This window comes from Microbacterium sp. NPDC057659 (assembly GCF_042799915.1).
In the GTDB taxonomy this organism is placed as follows: Bacteria; Actinomycetota; Actinomycetes; order Actinomycetales; family Microbacteriaceae; genus Microbacterium.
Genome location: NZ_JBHVHU010000002.1, coordinates 552,541 through 572,179, shown reverse-complemented (window position 1 = coordinate 572,179; position 19,639 = coordinate 552,541). Strand labels below are relative to the sequence as shown.

General features: G+C 69.4%; 16 protein-coding genes. 4 read left to right on the top strand and 12 right to left on the bottom strand.

Annotation, left to right across the window (positions count from 1 at the left end):
- Positions 1–85: 85 nt before the first annotated feature.
- The 6 genes from ACFVAE_RS11290 to ACFVAE_RS11265 all read right to left on the bottom strand — a co-directional run bounded on the left by ACFVAE_RS11290 (position 86) and on the right by ACFVAE_RS11265 (position 7,298).
- Positions 86–1,111, bottom strand: a complete 1,026-nt coding sequence (locus ACFVAE_RS11290; protein ID WP_378891857.1) for an aliphatic sulfonate ABC transporter substrate-binding protein — start codon at positions 1,109–1,111, stop codon at positions 86–88.
- A 23-nt stretch (positions 1,112–1,134) separates the two neighbouring features.
- Positions 1,135–1,944: an ABC transporter ATP-binding protein gene (locus tag ACFVAE_RS11285; protein ID WP_378891854.1), complete on the bottom strand. Its 810-nt coding sequence runs from the start codon at positions 1,942–1,944 to the stop codon at positions 1,135–1,137.
- Positions 1,941–2,771 (bottom strand): ABC transporter permease, encoded by an 831-nt coding sequence (locus ACFVAE_RS11280; RefSeq protein WP_378891851.1) that lies wholly within the window; start codon positions 2,769–2,771, stop codon positions 1,941–1,943. Before ACFVAE_RS11280 ends, ACFVAE_RS11285 begins: the two co-directional genes overlap by 4 nt.
- Complete coding sequence (locus ACFVAE_RS11275) at positions 2,768–4,042, bottom strand: ROK family protein (protein ID WP_378891848.1); 1,275 nt, start codon at positions 4,040–4,042, stop codon at positions 2,768–2,770. Before ACFVAE_RS11275 ends, ACFVAE_RS11280 begins: the two co-directional genes overlap by 4 nt.
- Positions 4,043–4,174: 132 nt before the next feature.
- Positions 4,175–6,643, bottom strand: coding sequence for a family 20 glycosylhydrolase (locus ACFVAE_RS11270; RefSeq protein ID WP_378891846.1), 2,469 nt, complete (start codon positions 6,641–6,643; stop codon positions 4,175–4,177).
- A 109-nt stretch (positions 6,644–6,752) separates the two neighbouring features.
- Complete coding sequence (locus ACFVAE_RS11265) at positions 6,753–7,298, bottom strand: AAA family ATPase (protein ID WP_378891844.1); 546 nt, start codon at positions 7,296–7,298, stop codon at positions 6,753–6,755.
- Between the two features lie 53 nt (positions 7,299–7,351).
- Between ACFVAE_RS11265 and ACFVAE_RS11260 the strand changes: the two genes are divergently transcribed.
- A complete protein-coding gene (locus tag ACFVAE_RS11260) occupies positions 7,352–8,137 on the top strand; it encodes a DNA/RNA non-specific endonuclease (RefSeq protein ID WP_378891842.1) in 786 nt (261 codons plus the stop codon).
- Between the two features lie 48 nt (positions 8,138–8,185).
- Here ACFVAE_RS11260 and ACFVAE_RS11255 read toward each other — a convergent pair whose 3' ends face one another.
- From ACFVAE_RS11255 to ACFVAE_RS11240, 4 genes are all read right to left on the bottom strand, one after another.
- Complete coding sequence (locus tag ACFVAE_RS11255; protein ID WP_378891839.1) at positions 8,186–9,754, bottom strand: Na+/H+ antiporter; 1,569 nt, start codon at positions 9,752–9,754, stop codon at positions 8,186–8,188.
- On the bottom strand, positions 9,751–10,308 hold the full coding sequence (locus tag ACFVAE_RS11250) for a GNAT family N-acetyltransferase (protein WP_378891836.1): 558 nt from the start codon (positions 10,306–10,308) through the stop codon (positions 9,751–9,753). The genes ACFVAE_RS11255 and ACFVAE_RS11250 overlap by 4 nt, the downstream gene beginning before the upstream one ends.
- Before the next feature lie 93 nt (positions 10,309–10,401).
- Positions 10,402–10,920: a hypothetical protein gene (locus ACFVAE_RS11245; RefSeq protein ID WP_378891834.1), complete on the bottom strand. Its 519-nt coding sequence runs from the start codon at positions 10,918–10,920 to the stop codon at positions 10,402–10,404.
- Between the two features lie 74 nt (positions 10,921–10,994).
- Entirely contained in the window at positions 10,995–11,570 is a 576-nt protein-coding gene (locus ACFVAE_RS11240; protein WP_378891831.1) for a dihydrofolate reductase family protein, read from the bottom strand.
- Between the two features lie 183 nt (positions 11,571–11,753).
- Here ACFVAE_RS11240 and ACFVAE_RS11235 point away from each other — a divergent pair, with 183 nt between their 5' ends.
- Together ACFVAE_RS11235 and ACFVAE_RS11230 are read left to right on the top strand one after the other, a co-directional pair.
- Complete coding sequence (locus tag ACFVAE_RS11235) at positions 11,754–12,161, top strand: YciI family protein (RefSeq protein ID WP_378891828.1); 408 nt, start codon at positions 11,754–11,756, stop codon at positions 12,159–12,161.
- 14 nt (positions 12,162–12,175) lie between these two features.
- Positions 12,176–13,315, top strand: a complete 1,140-nt coding sequence (locus ACFVAE_RS11230) for an RNA polymerase sigma factor (RefSeq protein WP_378893550.1) — start codon at positions 12,176–12,178, stop codon at positions 13,313–13,315.
- A 98-nt stretch (positions 13,316–13,413) separates the two neighbouring features.
- On the opposite strand, the gene ACFVAE_RS11225 is transcribed toward ACFVAE_RS11230, so the two are convergent.
- Complete coding sequence (locus tag ACFVAE_RS11225) at positions 13,414–16,161, bottom strand: beta-N-acetylglucosaminidase domain-containing protein (RefSeq protein ID WP_378891825.1); 2,748 nt, start codon at positions 16,159–16,161, stop codon at positions 13,414–13,416.
- A gap of 246 nt (positions 16,162–16,407) precedes the next feature.
- Positions 16,408–17,775, bottom strand: coding sequence for a replicative DNA helicase (dnaB, locus tag ACFVAE_RS11220; RefSeq protein WP_378893547.1), 1,368 nt, complete (start codon positions 17,773–17,775; stop codon positions 16,408–16,410).
- 610 nt (positions 17,776–18,385) lie between these two features.
- Between dnaB and ACFVAE_RS11215 the strand changes: the two genes are divergently transcribed.
- Positions 18,386–19,564, top strand: a complete 1,179-nt coding sequence (locus ACFVAE_RS11215) for a hypothetical protein (protein WP_378891822.1) — start codon at positions 18,386–18,388, stop codon at positions 19,562–19,564.
- Positions 19,565–19,639: the final 75 nt, after the last annotated feature.

The window sequence follows — 19,639 nt, the reverse complement described above, 5'->3', positions numbered from 1 at the left end:
TCTCATTCGTCGGAGGTGCGCTCGTGCGCAGGGCGGGCTGGCGCCACCGGCCGCGGTGTCCCGCGGCCGGTGGCCGATCGTGGTCCTACTTCTTCCCGGCTGCGACGAACGCGTCACCGAGGTAGTAGGTCGAGGCGTCGGTCGCCTCCTTGAGCTTTCCGGCCGACACGAAGTACTCGTTCAGGCCCGTCAGCCAGGTCGCCACGGTGCCGTCCTCGGTGAGCGAGTCCAGCTCGGACGAGGTCAGGTACTTGGCGTTCTTCGCGTCCGAGGCGAACGCCGCGGGGTCGCCCTTGAGCATGGTCGCGGTGATCTTCACGGTGTCGTCGAGGTTCTCCGCGCGGTAGTCCATCGCGTCGCGCAGCACGGCCAGCACCTTCTCGGTGGTCTCCGGGTGCTCCTTCGTGAAGGCCGGGTTGGCCACGAAGGCGCTGGGGAAGGCCACCTCGTCGGAGAAGTCCTCGTTCTCGGCGAGGATCTCCAGGTCGGGCACCTGCTTCTCGATGGTGTCGATGAGCGGGTACCAGATGCCCGCGGCATCCACCTGGCCCGACGAGAACGCCGCGACGACGGTCGACGGATCCATCGCGACCTTCTGCACATCGTCGATCGTCATGCCGGCCGACTTCAGCGCCATCGTGAGGATCATGTCGCCTGAGGTGCCCTCCGGCACGGCGACCTTCTTGCCCTTCAGCTCCTCGATCGAGTCGATTCCGGGCTGGGCGATCACACGGTCCGCGTTGCCGAGGCTGTTGATCGACGCGACCTGTGCCTGGCCGGACGCCGGCAGCCACATCGCACCGGGGCCGATGTAGCCGAAGTCGAGGTCGTTCGTGCCGAGCGCCTGGATCTGCAGCGGGCCGTTGGTGAAGACCGGGGTCTCGACCTCCAGGCCGTGCTTCTTCCACAGGTCCTGGTCGTCGGCGATGGCGAGCAGGCTGGCGCCGTTGAAGTCGGCGATGTAGCCGAAGCGGACCTTGGGCGAGTCCTCGCCGGAGCCGGCATCCCCCTTGTCTCCGGAGGCGGAGGCCGAACAGCCGGCCAGAGCCAGCGCGGCCACGATGAGAGCGGCGGCGGCAGCGGTGCCGCGCGCGCGGATCGATCGGGTCATGGTGTTCCTCATCATCAGAGCCGTCAGGCGACGGCGGTGGTGGCACGGTGGCCGGGGGTCTGGTGGTAGACCGCGTTCCAGACGCGGTTGCGGAGGGCGGCGAACTCGGGGCTGAGCCGCATCTCCTCGGTGCGCGGGTAGGGCAGATCGACGTCGACGATCTCGTAGATGCGTCCCGGCCGGGCGGCCATCACGATGACGCGGTTCGCGAGGAAGACCGCCTCGTCGACGTCGTGCGTGATGAACATCACGGTGCGCTTGTCGGCGCTCCAGGTCTCGAGCAGCTGCTCCTGCAGAGTGACGCGGGTGAGTGCGTCGAGGGCACCGAACGGCTCGTCCATCAGCAGGATGCTGGGGTTCACCGCGTACGCGCGGGCGATCGCGCAGCGCTGCTTCATGCCGCCGGAGAGCATCTTCGGCAGAGCATCGGCGAACTCGGTGAGGCCGACGAGATCGATGAAGTGCTGCGCGCGCTCCCGGCGCTCCGCCGCGGGGAGGCCGGCGGTCTTCAGGCCGAACTCGACGTTCTTGCGCACGGTGAGCCACGGGAAGAGTGCGTACTGCTGGAAGATCACGCCGCGGTCGGGACCGGGGCCGTCCACCCGCACGCCGTCGACCAGCGCCTCGCCGGACGTCGGCTCGTCGAGACCGGCGAGGATGTTCATGAGCGTCGACTTGCCGCAGCCCGATGGGCCGACGACCGTGACGAACTCGTTGTCGGCGACATCCAGCGACACCCCGTCGAGGGCGACGAAGCTCTCGCCCTTGAGGTCGAAGGTCTTGGTCACGTTCTGCACGCTGATGCGCGCGTCGGTCGCTGTCGAGGTGTTCATCGGCGCTCCTGCCATCCTGTGAGCTTGCGTTCGGCCAGCAGCAGCAGGCGGTCCATCACGAGACCGAAGACGCCGATGACGATGAGGCCGACGAAGATCGTCGGCAGGTCGTAGTAGATCTGCGCCTGCTGCATCCGGTAGCCGAGACCGGCCTGCGCGGCGATCAGCTCGGCGGCGACCAGGGTCGCCCAGGAGGCGCCGAGGCCGACGCGCATGCCGACAAGGATGAAGGGCACGGATGCCGGCACCACGACCCGGATGAAGATGGCGCCGTCCTTCGCGCCGAGCACGCGCGCCGCGTTGATGAGCGTGCGGTCGACGTTCACGACGCCCTGGAAGGTGGAGACCACACAGGAGAAGAACGCGGCCAGGAAGATCACCAGGATCTTCGGCTCCTCACCGATGCCGAGCAGCACGATCGCGAGCGGGATGAGCGCGAGCGGCGGGATCATGCGGAAGAACTGGATCCACGGGTCGATGAGGCCGCGCGCCCAGGCGTACCAGCCCATCAGGAAGCCCACCGGGATCGCGGCGATCGAGCCGAGCAGGAAGCCGATCAGCACGCGCGTGAGGCTGGCGAGCAGGTCGGTGACCAGGGTGCCGTCGGCGAGGAGTTCGCCGAACCGGGTGACGACCTCCGGCGGAGTCGGCAGGCGGAAGCCGGCGAGCGAGAGCAGCCACCAGATGCCGATGCCGACGATGATGCTGATCGTCGTCAGCAGGACGGGAGGGCGTCCGAACGCCGCCTTCCTCCGGCGCCGGGTCGCCGGCGCCGCCATCGTCGACGTCGCCGTCTCGGGCGGTGCTGTGCGCGAGATGGTGCTCATCGTCGCCCTCCTCGGTATGCGGGGGTCGTCATGATCGGGGTCCTTCGTGTCGTGCCCTCGGGCGGGGCGTCGGATGGCGCGGTGTTCGGGTAGTCGGTCAGCAATGGGGTGCGACGCAGCAGGGCGATGATCCCGCCGATCGCGCCGCCCTCGTCGCCCAGATCGGTGCGCCTGATCAGGGGGCCGTACTGTCCGACGGGGAGGAGCTCGTAGGTCACGGTCTCGGCGATCTGCGCGACGATGACGTCGGAGGCCATGGCGACCTCTCCGCCGATCACGATCTCGGCGGGGTTCAGCGCCACGGCGAGGGAGCCGAGCACCTTGCCGACGGCACTGCCCGCGGCGCGCAGCACGCCGAGGACCAGCGGGTCGCCCTTCGCCGCGGCCTGCTCGACGTCTGCGAGGGTCCCGACCTGGACGCCGGCCTCACGGCATGCGTCGAGGATGGCGTCGATCGAGGCGATCGTCTCCAGGCATCCGCGCTTGCCGCACCGGCAGGGGGCGGAGGCGTCGCCGACGGGCAGATGGCCGAACTCGCCGGCGAGACCCGTCGAGCCGGCGACGAGGCGGCCGTCGATCACCAGGCCCCCGCCGATGCCGTAGGAGAGCCGGATGTACAGCAGATCGCCGACGCCCTCCGTCGGCCGCCATGCTGCTTCGGCGAGCGCGGCGAGCCGGGTGTTGTTGTCGAGGATCACCTCGGTGCCGAACCTGTGGCGGAACGCCGCGCGGACGCGCTCGGCGCCGGCACGGCGGGCCTCCGCGATGGGTTCGGACTCGTCCCGCGGAACCCGCGGGGAGAAGGGCCCCGGCAGCCCGACCGCCACGCCGAGCACGCTGCTCAGGTGCACTCCGTGGCGGCGGGGCATCTCCTCGATCAGCTGCAGGGCGACGGTAAGGCGACCGTCCCACCCCTGGGTGCTCTCGTAGCCTGCGACATCCGACGCGATCAGCTCCCGGGCGGCGTTCGCGACGGCGACCCGTACGACACTGTGCCGGAAGTCGACGCCGATGTACTGACCGGCCGACGGATCGAGCTGCAGAGTCTCGGCGGGGCGCCCCCGGCCGGGCAGGGGCTCGCTGGGCGAGCTGACCGAGATGACCCCGCGTGCGAGGAGGCTCGCGGTGATCTCGGAGAGTGTCGTGCGCGACAGTCCGATGTGCGCGGCGAGCTCGCCGCGGGTGAGGCCGCCATGCTCGCGCAGCACTTGGAGGACTCTGTCCTCGTGGGTCCGGCGGACGAGCGCTTGCACTCCGGTGGGCTGTGGCATGAGGCCACGCTATGGGCGCCGATTTATTCCGACAACCCACCGACATAAATAGGGGAGATAAAGGTCGCGTAACGGTCCAAAAAGACGAAGAGGTGCGGAGCCGAGCCGGCTCCGCACCCCCTTGTTCTCACCTCAGCGGGCTCCGGGCACCGCGACCGAGATCGCCGTGGTCGAGACCTTCTGCCCCGCCACGGACACCTCGAGCTGGGCGGCGTAGTCGCCCGCCGTCGACACCTTGCGCTGCGTCTCTCCGCTGTACAGCGGGTTCAGCGTCATCGCGGCGATGTCGGTGGTGCCGTCCGCGGTGAGCGGCACATCCGCGGTGGTGCCGTCCGCCCAGACGATCCGGGCGGTGACGTCACCGCTCTTGGTCCCCGGCGCTGCGATCCGCCACTTCAGCGTGACCGTGGCCCGTGCGTTCGATCCCGGTGCGGAGTTCAGCGCGTTCGACACGGTCACGCGCGGCGCGGCGGACACCGCCCAGTCGACTGTGGCGGTCGGGAAGAAGTTCACGCCCTGCGCCGCCAGGCGTGGCCCACTGTCCGCCACCCGCTGCAGGAACTCTGCGGTGTTCTTCTCACCCTGCGGGGTCCAGCCGGTCTCGGCCGTCGCGAGCAGGCGCGGGAAGGTGAAGAACTGCGCCTGGTCCACACCGCGGATGAACTCGCCCCAGAAAGCGCCCTCGACGCCGAGAACGTCGTTCTCGCCGACTCCGGCGATCTGGGTCGCGGGGTTCCAGTTGTACGCGTTCTCCAGCGTGCACGGCCCGCCGCAGGCCCAGGTTCCGCCGGCAGTCTGCCTGGCATCCTGCTTCTGGGGGTAGTAGGTCCTGCTCGCCGGCGACATGATGACCTTGGCACCGTGATCCTTCACCGCGGAGGCGACGGCGGCGCCACCACCGTTCCAGAACTGCACGACGGCGTCGTCCTGCGGCAGGTCGGTCCCGGCGTACTCGTTCCACCCCACGACGGTCTTCCCGAGCGCGGCGACCTGGGCGTTGGCGAAGTCGACCATCTTCACGTAGTCGTCATGACCGGTGGTGTGCGCCTCGTCACCGCCGATGTGCAGGTACTGCCCGGGGGTCAGCTCGGCGAGCTGGCGCAGCACGGTGGCGATGAACTCGTACGTCGCGTCGTTCTCGGAGTCGAAGGTCGAGCGTCCCACATCCCCCGTGCCCTGGTGCGGCGCGGTGCCGCTGCCCGGTGCCGGCTTCGGGAACGAGCCCGCCGAGTTCAGCTGCGGAATGGCGTGCAGTGCGGCGTTGGTGTGCCCGGGCAGGTCGACCTCCGGGATCACCGTCATCCCGTTGCGTGCTGCGTAGTCGACGATGCTGCGGTAGTCGTCCTTCGTGTAGAAGCCCGTGTGTCCGAGCTCCGTGCCCATCAGCTGGCCCGCGGCGTTGTAGGTCATCGCCGTGGCCCCGCTCACCTCGGTGAGCAGGCCGTAGTCGATTCCGGAGGGATTCTCGGCGGGGGTGTCCATCGCGATCCTCCAGCCCTGGTCGTCGGTGAGGTGCAGGTGCAGGCGGTTCAGCTTGAGCGGAGCCGCCGAGTCGATGAGCCGCTTGATCTCGTCGACCGTGTAGAAGCTGCGGGCGGTGTCGACCATGAGGCCGCGGTGTGCGAAGCGCGGGTAGTCCTCGATGGCGACGTACGGCACGGTCCAGGCGATGTCCGTCCTGGTGCCAGACTCCGACCAGGCGGGAAGCAGCTGACGAAGCGTCTGCACTCCGTTGAGCGCGCCCGCCGCGGTGTCGGCGCCGATGCGGACACCGTCGGCGTCGACGTCGAGCACGTATCCCTCCTCCGCGTGACCGGCCGGCGCGAGCCCGTCGGCGACCTCGATCTCGATCGCGGACTCGACTGCGGGATCGGATGCCACCACGGGCAGCCTGTACCCGGTAGACGGATGCAGCACCTCGCGGAGCACCTTGGCGGCCCCGCGGGCGGCACCGCTCGCTTCGATCCGCGCGTCGGAGGGCAGTGTGAACGTCCCGTCCTCGCGCTGCACATCGACCGGCTGCGGCACCAGCGGGAGCTCGCGCACCGGCTCGGGCTTCGGCCCGTTCCACACCCGAATCTCCGAGATCGAGTAGCCGTACTGCGACCAGCGCTGAGCGCCCTGCATCCGGACGAAGGAGACCGGCCCATCGGTATCGACGACGATCTCGTCCGTGCGGGGGCAGGTGGTCTGACCGGTGCGCACGGCGACGGTCTTCCAGGTCACGCCGTCGACCGAGGTCTGCAGCGAGAAGGCGCGGGCGCAGGCGTTCGGCCAGTCGATCTCGACCGAGTGCACGGGCGACGGCTTCGCCAGCGCGAGCTGCAGCCAGCTGCCGTCGATGTACTTCGACGACCACCGCGTCGACGGATCACCGTCGTTCACGAGCGCCGCCGCGAAGCGGTCCTGGTCCAGCTCGACGGACGATGCAGTGGCGACGGCGTCTCGGGCGACGTCGACACCGGCGGCGACCGTCGAGGTCGCCGCCGGCTGCTGCGTCGAGCCCGACGATGCCGCCGATGCAGCACCTCCTGGAGTCATTGCGAGCGCCAGGGCGGCCGCGACTGCGATCGCCGCCGGCGCGGAGCGGTAACGGATCATTGCTTCTCCTCCTCGAGACACGAACGTGCGAGAGGCCAGCATCGACCGGACCAATTTTTTCCGTCAACCCACCGACGAAATGATGCTCACGCACGACCGGCCCCGGTCGTCAGCGCGCGTCGCGGAGCACGCGCTCCAGCTCTGCGAGTCGGGCATCCGGCGAGCCGCCGAGCTCGATGACCTGCGCGCCGGTCAGATCGGGGTCCTCGGCGAGTTCGAGGAGCGCCTGGTCGGTCTCCTCGCGCAGCTCCAGGTCCTCGTCGTCGCCTGCCCGGATCGCCGGATCGGCGCCGAGCGGCAGCACGACGAGCAGATCGATGTGCGCGGCGGCGGCCGCCGCCCACTGCATCCCGGCATCCCACGAGCCATGCGGTCGCCCCGGACGGCCGAGACGATCGAGTGCGTCGAGGTAGGCGAGGAAGTCGATCGGGCCGCGCTCGGCGATGACGGCGGCGCCGGCCGGCAGTGCGACGAGACGCCGTGCGGCGATCTCGAGCTGCTCTTCGAACAGCGTCGCGTCGCGCTCGCCGAGCGCGACGTCCAGGAGTTCCTCGAACGGGTCGGGCAGGACGCGGTACTCGGGATGCCGGGCTGCGAAGGCTTCGATCAGTGTGCTCTTCCCGCTCGCGTGGGTTCCCGAGACGACGATGCGCATGCGAGGAATCTAGAGCATGCCCGGTTGTCGGCGGGATGGGGCACGATGGGGCTATGGCCGACGGATACGACCCGGGATTCCTCGTGACGACGCTGCCGCTGCCGGCGCCGCGGCAGGCGGTGCGCACGCTGACGTATCCGCGGTTCGCGGTGCTGCTCGATCCGGAGCGGCGTCTCGCGGCCGCCACCGCGGTCAACATCGACGGGCGGACCATGCGCGATCTGCCCCGCGAGGGCGACTGGCATCTCGACTCCCGGGTCCCCGAGGGCGAGCAGACCGGCCCGGAGGTCTACGCCGGCAACGACCTGGACCGCGGACATCTCGTGCGCAGGCGCGACCCGGGCTGGGGCGAGCCGGATGCCGCGCGAGCGGCCATGTCTGCGACCTTCGTCTATCCGAACGCGGCACCGCAGGCGGCGGGCTTCAACCAGTCGAAGGAGCTCTGGCTCGGGCTGGAGGACCACGTGCTCGCCTATGCCGAGTCGACCGATCAGCGCCTGTCCGTCTTCACCGGCCCCGTCCTCTCCGACGACGATCCGGTGTACCGCGGCATCCGCATCCCGCTGCGGTTCTGGAAGATCGCCGCCTGGAGCGGCGATGCCGGGCTCGCCTGCGCGGGGTTCGTGCTCGACCAGTCCGCCCTCATCGACGTGTCCGAGGGCAGACTCGCCGCACCGCCGCTCGGTGCGTTCCACACCTTCCAGGTGCCGGTGTCGGCGATCGCGGACATGACCGGAGTCGATCTCGGCGCGCTCGTCGACGCCGACGTGCTCCGCGGCAGGGCGCTGCGCGGAGAGGCGTGGCCCGAGCTGACCGAGGCCGGCGACATCCTGCTGTGAGCGGCAGGCGCTCCGTCGAACGCCGGGGCGTTCGCCCGTCCATGCCGCTCACTCGGTCACATGCGGCGGTGCGAGCCGAAGGACGTCGCGGTCGAGCCTCACCTGCACGATGCGCAGCGCCGTGTCGCTGATCCTGCGCTCGTCGCGCAGCCGCACGAGGACGCGGCGCTTGTGCTCCAGCACTGCCAGTTCGAGCGCCGCGTAGTCCTGGTCGGCCGCCCAGAGATCCAGGCCGTCGAGGTCGGTCGCCGCCCCGAGACGCGCCAGTCGCTCCTGATGCTCGCGCGCGATCCGGTCTCGGACGCCCGGCGGCGCTCCGACCTGCTCGGCGAGCCCGGGCAGCACCTCCAGAGCGGACGCTGTGGTCTCGCGCTGCGCTGCGGTGATCTCATCGGCCACGGAGGTGTCGTGCTCGAATCCGGCCCACCGGATCACCCCTGGCAGCAATGCCCCCTGCACCACGAGCGTGAGGATCACGACGCCGGTCGCGACGAAGATGATCTCGTCGCGCTGTTCCACGCCCACCGGGACGGCGAGGGCGACCGCGAGCGACACCGCCCCGCGGAACCCCGCGATCGTCGACACCGCGCGTGCTCGATGAGTCATGCGACGCTCGCGCTGCGACGGCCGTCGATCGAGAAGGCGCAGACACCAGGCCATGAGCACCTGGAAGACGAACCGTATGGCGAGGATCGCCAGCCACACCAGCAGGCAGAGCAGCAGCAGCCCGGGGATCGAGCCCGCCGGGACGCTGCGCATCGCAGACTGCGCCTCGATGCCGATCAGCACGAACAGTGCCCCGTTCAGCACGCTCGTGACGAGCGCACCGACCAAGTGCAGTTGCCTGCGCGACAACGGACTCCCGGTGCGAGGGCCGCTCCGGCTGAGCAGGAGTCCCGCGACGACCACCGCGATCACCCCGGAGGAGTGCACCTGTTCGGCGATGAGGAATGCGATGAACGGAACGAGGAAGAGCGCGATGGTGTGGTGGGTCGCGTCGTGCACGTGGCGCACCGCCCAGGATGCGATGCAGCCGCATGCCAGCCCGATCGCCACACCGCCGAGATAGGCGACGACGAACATCTCCGTGACCTGCCATCCGGACACGACGTTCGTGCCGACGGCGACGGCTGTGGCGAGGCTGAACAGCACGAGCGCAGTTCCATCGTTGACCAGGCTCTCCGCCCGCAGCACGGTCATGTTCCGGTGCGGCAGGGAGCGCGCGAGGGCGCCGACAGCGGTGGCATCCGTCGGCGCGAGCGACGCCCCGAGAATCACGGCCGCGAGGATCCCCCAGCCGAGCAGCACGCTGGTCGCAGCGACGCCCGCGGCGGTGACGATGACGAGGGGGATGCTGAGCAGGAGGATCACTCGCATGTCCCGCCGCACCTCCCGGAGGGAGGTCGTGAGCGCCTCCCAGAACAGGAGCGCCGGCAGGAAGAGCACCAGCACGACGTCGGGCGGAAGGTGGATCTCTCTCACCGCCGGGACGAAGCCCGCGAGCAGGCCGAACAGGAGCTGCATCAACGGCGGCGGGATCCGCACCTTCGGCGCGAGCCAGGAGGCGGTCACGAGGAGCAGCCCCACGATGGCGACGACAGCGAGCGGCTCGATCATCCACCGCTCCCGCGCTCGTCGATCACGCGGAGCAGGATCGATCGCCCCTCCTGCTCCCTGACGACCCGGAATCCCTCTCGCAGCAGCAGGACGTGCGCCGTGCTCTGGCTGTCCACGGCGAGGCTGAGGCGCGTGTGCCCGGCCGCGCGGGTCCTGTCGATCATCGATCGGGTGAGGGCACGGCCGATTCCCCGGCCTCGCCACGCCGACCTTGTGCCGAACTTCATCTCGGGCACCCCGGCGGCGATGAAGGCGTCGCCCGGTTCATAGGGAGTGAACACCCGCGCCCAGGCGGCTCCGGCCACCGCGCCGGAGGGGTCCATCGCCATGACGCCGTAGTCGCCTGCGCGTTTCCAGCCGACCAGGTAGCGGGACAGTCCGGCCCCGCCGGCCGGCACCACTCGGCGCGCGGTCTGCATGCCCGTGGTGTCGCTGTCGGCGAGCACCCTGGCCAGGCCGCGGGCATCCGCCGCGGTGGCGCTGCGGAGCAGGACGCCTCCGACCACGGCCGGGACGTCCAGCTCCGGTTCCTCAGCCACCCGCCATGTCGTCATCCCGGCCTCCTCACGCCCAGTGAAGCCTCCGATTGTTGCGAGGGCGTTTCGGCGGTGGAACGGTTCGGGGTCGATTCGAGTTGTCCGAGCGGATCAGTGCCCGCCGCGGGGCGTGAAGCAGCCGCCGTCCAGGACGTACCCGCCCGCCTCGACGGTGAGCGGCTCCCCCGACACCACTCCGAAGATGCAGCCGCCCTCGGGGCCGTTCGCGCTGAACTCGGTGCCGCGCTCGTCGCCGATCAGCTGGATGCCGTCGAGTCCCGCATCCCGCAGCGCAGTCTGCACCGCCTCGGGCGACACGTCGCCGGCACTGCGCAGCTTCTCGAGCGCGGGACGGAGCGCGACGATCGCCTCCTCGGCGGCCGCGCGGCTCTCGGCCGGCATCTCCGTCCGGTCGCGGAAGCGCTCGTTCTGCGCCATCGCGTCGTCGGGATCGTAGGGTGCGCACCCGGGCGGAAGGTCCACACCTTCCTGCTGCGGGCAGGCGTCGGTCGCTGTCGGGGTCGGTTCCGCAGTCCGGGGCGCCGCAGCACCGGCGCATCCGCCGAGCAGCACCGCGACCGCGCACGCGAGCAGCGCGCTCGTCGCGCGCTCCCGCACCCTCGCGATCATCCGTTCATCGAATCACAGCGGGGCGGATGCCGGAACCCCTCGGTTCCCAGGACGAGCCACGTCCCCTCGCCGCCTCAGCGCTGCACGTCGTAGACGAGCTTGACGACGCCGTTCTCGTAGGCGTCCGACTCGCGCAGCTTCAGGTTCCGCCGCCCGAGCTCGTCCGAACGGAAGACGCTCTTGCCTCCGCCGAGCAGGAACGGGAACATCAGCAGGTTGTACTGGTCGATGAGATCGGCGTCGCCGAGGCGGGTGGCGAGTTCGGCGCTGCCGTGGATGAAGATGCCGCCTTTGGTGGTCTCCTTGAGACGCGCGACATCCTCTGTGCTGCGCAGGATGTGCTGCGGACCCCAGCCGCTGACGAGATCCTCTTCGCGGATCGACGTCGAGACGACGTACTTCGGCAGGTCGCGGTAGTCGGCGTGGTCCTCTGAGCCGGGCCACACCGCCGAGAACGCGTCATAGCTGCGGCGCCCGAACAGCAGCGCGGTCGTGTCCGCCAGTTCCTCGCCCTTCAGCGAGAACACCTCGGGCAGGAACGGCGTGTCGAACACCCAGCCGCCACCGGGGTGTCCCTCGCGGACGGACCCGGGTGAGTCGACGATGCCGTCGACGGTGATGAATCCGGTGTAGACGAGCTTGCTGGTCATGATGCTCCCTTGATGGTGACGGCCGTGATGGGGCCTCACTCAGACGTCGAACAGGACCGTAGCGGATCGACACGGCTTCAAAAAAGATCAAGAAACATGCCGGAGCGATGTCGAGAACGCCCAGCCTGTTCCGTCTCCCCTGTGAAGCGGCCAGAATGGGGCCGCACCGAACAGGAGGTCATCATGGCCAAGTATCTGATGCTCAAGCACTACCGCGGCGGACGTCCGGCGACGAACAATGTCCCGATGGACCAGCTCACTCCCGTCGAGTGGAACGCGCACATCCAGCACATGCATGACATGGAACGACGGCTCACCGAGTCCGGCGAGCTGGTCTCCGCCGAGGGCCTCTCGATGGCGGGCTCCTGGGTCCGGTACGACGGCGAGGGGCGCCCGCCGGTCGTCGACGGACCTTTCGCCGAGACGAAGGATCTCATCGCCGGATGGATGCTCGTCGAGGTCGATTCGTACGAGCGGGCGCTCGAGATCGCCTCCGAGCTGTCCGCCGCCCCGTGGGCCGGCGGCGAGCCGCTCGGCGAGTGGCTGGAGCTGCGCGAGGTGATGAGCGCGCCGCCCGCCGACGCCGCGTGAGCTGGATGACTCCGATGGATGCTGCGGCGCTGCGCCGCGCGATCCCGGATGTCGTGGGCATCCTCGTCCGACGCGGAGCGGATTTCGCGTCGGCCGAGGATGCCGCCCAGACGGCGCTGCTGCGCGCGCTCGAGCGGCCAGGGCAGGAGGAGGTCCGCGACGTCAGGGCCTGGCTCGTCACCGTCGCGTGGCGCGCGTTCCTCGATCAGGTGCGCAGCGACACGGCGCGTGCGGCCCGCGAGGAGCGGATCTCGTACGAGCCCGAGCCGGGACCGGTGCCGCAGCACGACGACACGCTCGCGCTCTACTTCCTCTGCACGCATCCCGTGCTGACGTCGGCGGCGGCGATCGCCCTGACTCTGCGGGCGGTCGCCGGGCTGACCACACGGCAGATCGCCGACGCGTATCTGGTGTCAGAGGCGACGATGGCGCAGCGCATCAGTCGCGCGAAGCAGCGACTGGCCGGCATCCCGCTCGACGAGTCCGGCGACCTCTCCCGGGTGATGCGCGTGCTCTATCTGATGTTCAACGAGGGCTACTCGGGCGAGATCGACATCGCCGCCGAGGCGATCCGCGTCACCCGGCAGCTCGCCGCGCTGACAGATGAGCCCGAGGTGCACGGACTGCTGGCTCTCATGCTGCTGCACCACGCGCGGCGCCCCGCACGGGTGATCGACGGGCAGCTCATCCCGCTGGCCGAACAGGACCGCTCACTCTGGGACGAGGACGCGATCGCCGAGGGCGTCGACGTCCTGCAGTCCGCCCTCGCACGGGATCTTCTGGGGCAGTACCAGGCGCAGGCGGCGATCGCGGCGCTGCACGCCGACGCGCAGACCGCCGCCGAGACCGACTGGGTGCAGATCGTCGAGTGGTACGACGAGCTCCTGGCCTTCGGGGACTCACCCGTGATCCGGCTCGGCCGCGCCGTCGCCGTGGGCGAGGCCGACGGCGCGCAGGCGGGCCTCGCCGCCCTGGCCGCGGTGGACGAGGACGTGCCGCGGTACCACGCGGCGCTCGCCTATCTGCACGAGCGCGCGGGAGAGGCGGATGCCGCTGCCGCGGAGTACGCGGAGGCCGCGCGCCGCGCGACCAGTGTGCTCGAGCAGCAGCATCTGCTGCGTCAGGCGGAGCGGCTGCGGGCCGGGCTCGGTTGAACGCGAGTCGCGCGGGCTCGATTCGCCGGGACTGTGCGCTCGAGAAGAGGGCCCGCAGGCGTCGGTGCGCCTGCGGGCCCTCTGCTGTTCGAGGGGACTCAGGATCCTGCCACGGGTCCGATCGTTCGAGTGGCGAGCTCGTTGATCACCGGAGTCGTGCCTTCCGCGACGAGGATGCGCACCGCGGTCGCGCCGTCCACATCCGCCGGGACCTCCTGGAATGCGAGCCCCTCCCGCAGAGTCGCCAGATCGTGCCAGCCGGACTGGTCCTGCACCTGCAGCGTCCCGGCGACGGACCCGAGCACCGCGACCGATCCCAGATGCTGCGGGGCGGAGAAGGTCCTGGTCACGTAGGCGTCGGCTGCCGCAGGCGCCGAGGCCGTGAATGCGGTCGTCACGTCTCCGTCGACCGCGGCCGCCGGTGACGAACCGGCTGCAGGGGTCAGGTTCGAGGCGATGCCGGTGTCGGCCGGGAGCGCCTGGAACTCTCGGATCTTCACCCACTGGCCGCCCGGGTTCGGTGCGGTCGCCGCGACCCGCACGTAACGCGCCTCCACAGGAGTGGCGAACGAGTACTGGATGAGCGGGGTGGAGTCGAAGGTGCCCGGCACGTCCTGCCAGGTGGCGCCGTCCTGCGAGTACTGCAGGGTGGCGTGGTAGAGCATGTCCCCCGTGGCCGTGTCCGAGTCCGACTGGTGCACGGCGATCGAGCCGACCTCGCGCACAGACCCCAGATCGATCGACACGGCATCGCCGGCCTTCGGGGCGGCGTTGGACCAGTAGAGGCTCGACGGATCGCCATCGACGGCTCGGCTGATCGCATACCCGCTGTAGGTGCCCATGGTCGTGGTCGCGCTGGCGGGATACGCCGCAAGAGGCTCCTGAGGCGTCAGTTCCAGCCAATCGCTGTACGCGCCGAGCGCCTTCGTGAAGAACGCGGCGAAGACACCGTCGCCGACCGAGGGCACGATGACGTCGGGCGACACCGTCCCGTCGCCCGCGAGATCGGAGACCGTCGGTGCCAGCGCCTTGGCGCGCAGCTCAACGGCCTTCTCGATGGCGTCCGTCGCCGCGGCGCCGTCTCGAGAACCGATCGCGGACAGTGCGATGAGCTCCTGCTGCAGCCCCTGCGCCCAGAGCGATGCCGCCTCGATCCACGGCTGAGCGTCGCGGTAGAAGCCCGCCTGTGCCATCGGCTTCAGGGTCTGCGGCAGTGCGGCGATCGTGGCGAGGCGGTCCTGCAGCGGCCGCATCCCCGCGCTGTCGCCGGCGGCGAAGGCACTCCAGTACTCGTCGATGTCGGCGCTCAGCTTCGGTGCATCCTGCGAACTCGGCCGGTAGGGCTTCCAGTTCTGGTTGAGATCGACGAACACTTCGAGAGCCCGGATGACCGCGGGGTCATCGCCGGCGAGCTCCCGGATGATGGCGGCCTGCGTCACATCCGGGTCGTACCCCGCGGCATTCCACGTGTAGTCGGCATAGCCCGCCAGGGCGATCATCGAGGCGTAGGGCTCGATCATCGGGTTGGAGGTGATGCCGTCGATCTTCGTGTGGAGCTGAGGATCGCGACCGGTCAGGGGGTTCAGGAACAGGCGCCCGCGCTGGCCGTCGTTGACCGGGAAGTTGTCCCAGATGTACAGGTGATCCGTGTGGTAGTTGGCCGACGCAGCCGTCACGGACTTCAACGTGATCTGGTCGCTGAACACGCCCTCTCCCGTCCACTGGACGCGCACCGAAGGATCGAGGGTGAGGCCGAACTCGTCCTTGTACGGGTCCTTGCCGCTTCCGTTGTAGTTGGTGGGCACGGTCTGGAGCGGTGCGAGCCGGTTCGGCTCGATGTACTCCTTCACCAGTCGGTTGAGATAGTACGTCTGGGCGTCGGCGAGCCATCCCCAGTTGCCCTTGGTGAACTTGGCCTTGTCCTCCGCGCAGTTGAGCTGCAGAGGGATGTCGTCGAGCGCGACGTAGAACGATGTCACGCCGAGCGCGCGCAGCTGGTCGAACTTCGCCGTGGTCGCCGCGAAGTCCGCATCCGAGGAGTAGCAGACGTCATTTCCGGGAGAGAGCGCGTACGTGAAGTTGACGTGGTGGGCGTTGGCCTGATCGACAAGTGCCTTGAGGTCTGCGAGCCCGTCCGCCGGATACTGCTCCCGCCACTTCGACCTCAGATACTGATCGTCCTTGGGGGTGTAGATGTACGTGTTCAGCTTGTGGGCGCCGTCGAAGGCGAGCTGGTCGAGTCGCGCCTGCTGCGACCAGGGGATGCCGTAGAACCCTTCGATCGCACCGCGGATGGACATCTGCGGCCAGTCCCGCACCCTCAGCGCCGGCACGGTGTTCTTGCTGACCACCTGACGAAGACTCTGCACGGCGTAGTAGGCGCCGGCGCCGTCGACACCGTTGAGGAGAAGCACCTTGCGGTTGCCGATCGCCCCGCTGGCGATGACGTATCCGCCGGAGACGAGCCCTGCGGCGCTCTCGACGCCGAGACCCGACGCGACATCGTCGATCGCCGAGTTGTCGGCGCTCCCGCCCAGCACGATCACGTCACCGTTCTTCGGCATCGACGTGACGAAGTCGACGTGGCCGTGAGAATCCTCGATGATGTCCGCAAGCGCCTGTTTCGCGGGGGCATCGGTGTTCGGCCCCACGACGACGCGGACCTTCCCGTGAAGTCCGAACGACACTCCCTCGACGCTGACCTTCTGCGGCGTCGGCAGGATCTGCGGCGGTGGCGCGGCGGGCGCGGCCACGTCCGCCGAGAATGCCGGTGCGGCGGCGAACGCGCATGCGCCCAGGGCGATGGCGAGCCCACCGGCGAGAGTTGACAGGATCGGACGTTTCATGACGGTCCTTTCGCGCCACCGACGCTGGTGACGAATCGACGGCGAATATCCCTTCCGGGCGCGCCATTAATTAGTAATTAGTCATTACTTATCGTTTTGTAATTAGCCATTACATAACGTCGACAAAACCCTAGGTTGCCCGCAGCCGTCGGCGCAAGGGCGATCACCGGCTACGACCGCGCGGACATCCGGTGCGATCGGAGAGAGCGGAACGGGGCAGCTCAGACGGACCGCCGTCGTCCTGTCTCAGTTGAAGTCGCCGCCTCCGCCACCGCCGCCGAAGTCGCCGGGGGCCATGTCGGCGAAGCGGGAGTAGTGACCCTGGAAGGCGACATTGATCGTCGCGGTCGGGCCGTTTCGGTGCTTGGCGACGATCAGGTCGGCCTCGCCAGGACGCACGTCCTTGTCGTAGACGGAGTCGCGGTGCAGCAGGATCACCATGTCGGCATCCTGCTCGATCGAGCCCGACTCGCGCAGGTCGCTGATCGCGGGCTTCTTGTCCTGCCGCTGCTCCGGTCCACGGTTCAGCTGCGAGAGCGCGATGACCGGAACCTGCAGCTCCTTCGCAAGCAGCTTCAGCGCACGCGAGAACTCCGAGACCTCCTGCTGGCGCGACTCGACGCGCTTGCCGCTGGTCATCAGCTGCAGGTAGTCGATGATCACCATCTTCAGCCCGGCTCGCTGCTTGAGGCGGCGGCACTTGGCACGGATCTCGACCAGCGTCATGTTGGGGCTGTCGTCGATGTACAGCGGCGCATCGTTGATGCGACCGCGCGTGGCCGCGACGGTGGTCCAGTCGCGCTGGTCCATCGTTCCCTTGCGCAGGTTCTGCAGCGGCACCGCGCCCTCGGCGCTGAGCAGACGCATGGCGATCTCGGCCTTGCCCATCTCGAGCGAGAAGAAGATCGACGGCTCGCCGTGGGCGATGGATGCCGCGCGGGCGAAGTCCAGCGCGAGCGTCGACTTGCCCATTGCGGGGCGCGCGGCGACGACGATCATCTGGCCGCCGTGCAGGCCGTTGGTCAGGTCGTCGAGCTCCTTGAATCCGGTCGGCACGCCGGTCATGGTGCCGTCGCGGCCGCTCGCCGCCTCGATCTCCTCGAGCGCGGCGTCGACGGCGATGGTCAGCGGGACGTAGTCCTCAGCCGTCTCCGATCCGGTGACCGAATAGATCTCGGCCTGGGCACTGTTCACGATCTCGGTCGCGTCGCCCTGGCCGTCGTACCCGAGCTGGACGATGCGGGTGCCGGCATCCACCAGGCGGCGCAGGATGGCGCGCTCCGCGACGATCTCGGCGTAGTAGCCGGCGTTCGCCGCGGTCGGCACGATCGACGTGAGCGTGTGCAGGTAGTCCGCTCCGCCGGCTCGGCCCAGCTCGCCGGTCTTGATGAGCTCGTCGGTGACGGCGACGACGTCGGTCGGCTCGCCGTGGGAGTACAGCGACAGCACCGCCTCGAAGATGAGCTCGTGTTTGGGCACGTAGAAGTCGGCGCCCTTGAGTGTCTCGAGAACGTCGGCCACGGCATCGGGCGAGAGCATCATGCCGCCGAGGGTGCTCTGCTCTGCGAGCAGATCGTGGGGGGGCACGCGCTCCGGTCCGCGGGGTGCGCCCATCCGGTCCTCGGTGATGTCGGCGATCGACACTGTGCTCCCTCCGGCTCCGGCCACTCCGAATCGCACGACTCGAGGGTCGCGCGATGACGATCGGATGCTCGTTGCGGGCCGCTGTGAACAGCGAATCACGCACCCCCGACATCCGGTCGCTCGACAACGCTAGAAGTCCGCTTTCCACACTGCAACACAGCCTGTGGATAACTCTGTGGACAGGGTGCGGACAACGTCGGAGTGTCTGTGAAGAACCCCTGTGGACAACCCAGTGGAGAGTCCAGGTACGAGACCCATTTATTCGGCATGAACAGGAAGTTTCATTTTCCTCACCCTGTGGATGGAAATCGATCTAAAGCGATGCTTGAAGGTTGTTCCCCGCGCGTGCCGGTGTGCACAACCTGGGGAGAACCGTCGATCCGCGCCCTACCGCGCGACATGCCGCACCACGACGCACGCGACACGCCCGGAATCCGCATTCCGACGGGAAAGTCCCCCTCGACGGGACTCAGCTTCGTGTCGTACCCTTTACGGAATCTGCGTGTGCAGCGGCCCGCGATGCGCAACACCCTGAACGACGATCCGAGACCCGAGTCTCAACCCGAACGGAGACAGTCGAATGACTGCCGTCACCTCCCGGCGCCGTGTGCCCACGGTCGCCCTCTGGGGTGCACTCGGCGTACTCGCCTGGGTCCTGCTGGTCGCCCTCTTCGGCGGCGGCGCGGCGCACGCCTCGGATCGCGGTACCCCGCACGATCGTCCGGCCGCGAACTCCGGCCAGAGCGCGGACCGCGCCGCTCACCCGGCGACCGCGCGGACGGAGAGGCCGACCGCCTCGCACGACCGGCAGACGGGCAAGCAGCAGGAGCGCGAGCGCCATGGCGATCACCGGGCGCGTGCGAAGGCACCGGTCCCCTCGCACGCGCCCGAGCGGGCGCTGGCCCCTGCGAAGAAGGCACCTGCGGCCCCCGAGCAGGCCCGCGGCTTCGCGCCGGCGACCCACGCGCCCAGGGCCGGAGCCTCCGCCACGACTGCCGCCCCGAAGAAGAGCGCGCAGCGCACGGGGTCCACCGTCCCGCAGCCCCTTGCGGTCGCCGCGTCCATGGTCCACAGCTCCGACGACGCGACGGACACCGCAGCCCGGACCACGTCGGGGAAGCTCGCCATGTTCACGGGCCTCGCGACGTACGCCGCGCAGTACGACGCCGGCGACCACCCCGTCCACGCGTACGCCGCCAAGGACGCGGTCACGACCGTCACCGAGTGGACGACGAACAGCATCGGGAACGCGTACAAGGCCGCCACGCATCACGCACGCCACCACTGGAGCGGCGATGACTCCCGCACCGGGAGCGACCGCGGCCGGCACCACGGCCACGATCACGGCAACGCCGACGCCGCCCGTCCCGGCAAGCACCGCGCGCCCGCTTCCCCTCTCCGCATGGCTCCCGCAGCGCCCAGCGCTGTCGCCTCGTCCTGGACTCGAGCGACCGCCGCGCACCACTCCGATGCGACGGCCACGGCCACGGCCACGGCCGCGCAGAGCACGACACCGCCCGAGGCGCACGGCTCGGCTCCGTCCGATGACACGTCCGCGGACATCGAGCTCCCCGGGCCATACACTCCGGCCGCGCCGTCGACGACGACGCTGAGCAACGCGAGCGGTCCGCTCGCGCTGGCATCCGCGGTCGGCGACGACATGCCGGTCCACGAGGGCACTCCCGTGCGCGCTGCCGAGGCCACGCAGTCCGTCGTGCCTGCAGCGCCGGTGTTCACCACCGACGTCTCACCCGACTGATCGTCGAGCCGCATCCGTGCGGCTCGTCCGACATGCTGCGGTGCCTCCCGCATCGCGGCATCCGGTGCCTCCGTC